We start from the raw sequence: 1,984 nt of genomic DNA on the forward strand, positions 1-1,984 counted from the left end.
GCCTCGGCCAATGAGCCCTTGAGAAATATCATTCTACAGAAATGGCTTGCACTGAACAGTATCAACAGCTTTGAAGCATGGTCTGATTTCAGAAGATTGGGAATTCCTGAAATCCCGGGAACAGTGGCAAGCGGGGTGACAGGAAGACCTCAAAGGCTGATGTATCCTGAGACAGAAATAGGGACTAACAACCAACAGGTACAGGCCCAGGGGAGTGATGACATGACCAAGGGTAAAATCTGGTGGATGCCTTAGGCATACTACAATAACATGATTCAATGACAACAGCAGCAAAACTGAAACCCATGGAAAAAGCAAATAACTCTTACTGGCTTAAAACAAGAAAATTCTTCAACGACATCCACCTCTGGGCAGGTCTTATCAGTGGATTGGTGGTATTTGTGGTCTGCTTAACAGGAACAATATATGTCTACAACTCAGAAATCCGGGAGTTGGGGGCGAACCATTTGTACAAAGTGGACTATCAGAAAGGCCTGGGAAAAATTACTCCTGAAGCAGCCATTGAAAAGGTCAGGCAACAAAGTCAAGGGGCAGTGACCACCATCCTGATTGAGGAAAGCAAAAAAAGGCCCTATCAGATTACCGTAAGAGAAGAAGGTTCTCAAAGTAGATTTGGAACCATCTATTATGTAGATCCTTATAAGGGGACAATTCTTGGAAATAGCAATGAGCACAACAGCGCAGCAGAATTTATGGGCTACCTTTTTAGCCTCCACAGGTGGCTCTTGCTGGATAAAATTGAAAACCCACTCATAGGGGAGCTTTCTAACAGAACACTTGGGAGTTATATAACAGGGGCAGCTACCATTCTTTTTACTCTGGGAGTGATTACCGGCATGGTGATCTGGTTTCCCCAGAGGGTGAGGAATTTCAGACAAGGACTCAAGGTTAAGTTTGGTAAAAGCTGGAAGAGAACCAACCATGACCTTCACAATACCCTTGCCTTCTATTCCTGTATCATATTGTTTCTGATGGGGGTAACAGGTCCGTTTTGGTCGTATCCCTGGTACAGAGAAGGACTTCAAAAAACTTTGGGAACCTACAAGCCAAGAGTAGGACAGGGACCTGGCCCGGGTAACCCCTCTGCCGGTCAGGGAAGAAGAGGCCAACAGGCGCCTTCCACTGGAAAAGAATCAGAATTACCCCTGTCAATTTTTGAGTACATCAGCAGTGCCGATGCAGTGTTGGATTACCCTGGGAATTATAGGATATCCCTTCCACAAGGAGGAGGCAAAAACCTGAACATTCAAAAATCAAAAATTGGATTTTTTGCCCCTGCTGCTTCGGATAGAGTAGTCCTTGATATGGAAACAGCTGACCTAACAGAGAAGGATATTTTCAGAGAAAAGCCTTTCAATGTCAGGGTTTCAAGTTCCATAAAGGCCCTACATGTTGGAGATGTTTATGGACAGTTCAGTAAATTCCTATATTTTCTTTCCTGCCTGATTGCAACCAGTCTTCCCGTGACAGGAACACTGATCTGGATCAATAAGTTAAAAAAGAAAAGGGCCAGGAAAAAAGTCCGGCCTGTTTCCCAAATTAAAACCATGAAAATTTAATAGGAACCTATGTTATTACTTTTGTGGAGGGGAATTGTAAGTTTTGCCCGGTATTAACCCTCACACAAATAACTTAGAATTAGCCTTTTATTTAAATTAGTTCAAGGTAAAACCTTTTGTATATGCCAGAAAGAAATCAAACTTGAACAGGGTTCATGTATCTATATGCGATAACTTTGATAGCATGTCATAGCGTTCATTTTAACAGGAGCTGTATCCCCTGATATTCCAGCTCTTTTAATTTCATCCCCGCAAGCAGCAATTGATCCGTTTCTATGCACTTCCTGATTTCTTCCATAAGCTTTAAGAGTGACTTTCCTTTATTGATCCGCTCAAAGGGAAAGGGATCCGGATTGGATGAAATGATGCTATCCAGCCTTTTATTGACCTGAATTTCTTTTTCA

At 42.6% G+C, this 1,984-nt stretch carries 3 protein-coding genes; 2 read left to right on the forward strand and 1 reads right to left on the reverse strand.

Features of this window, described 5'->3' with window-relative positions; translation table 11 throughout:
• Together A33Q_RS20795 and A33Q_RS20800 are read left to right on the forward strand one after the other, a co-directional pair.
• Positions 1–255: SusD/RagB family nutrient-binding outer membrane lipoprotein (locus A33Q_RS20795; protein ID WP_040490793.1), on the forward strand; the 255-nt coding region annotated here is incomplete at its 5' end.
• 50 nt (positions 256–305) lie between these two features.
• A complete protein-coding gene (locus tag A33Q_RS20800) occupies positions 306–1,580 on the forward strand; it encodes a PepSY-associated TM helix domain-containing protein (RefSeq protein ID WP_040490795.1) in 1,275 nt (424 codons plus the stop codon).
• A gap of 196 nt (positions 1,581–1,776) precedes the next feature.
• Here A33Q_RS20800 and A33Q_RS22255 read toward each other — a convergent pair.
• Positions 1,777–1,984 (reverse strand): hypothetical protein (locus A33Q_RS22255; RefSeq protein ID WP_040490794.1); only part of this gene is annotated, 208 nt, incomplete at its 5' end.

Origin of the sequence: Indibacter alkaliphilus LW1 (assembly GCF_000295935.2) — a bacterium.
Lineage (GTDB): Bacteria > Bacteroidota > Bacteroidia > Cytophagales > Cyclobacteriaceae > Indibacter > Indibacter alkaliphilus.

Bases quoted from the DNA above. Each gene is read 5' to 3' on its own strand.
- A33Q_RS20800 (WP_040490795.1), top strand. From the start codon at position 306: ATGGAAAAAGCAAATAACTCTTACTGGCTTAAAACAAGAAAATTCTTC.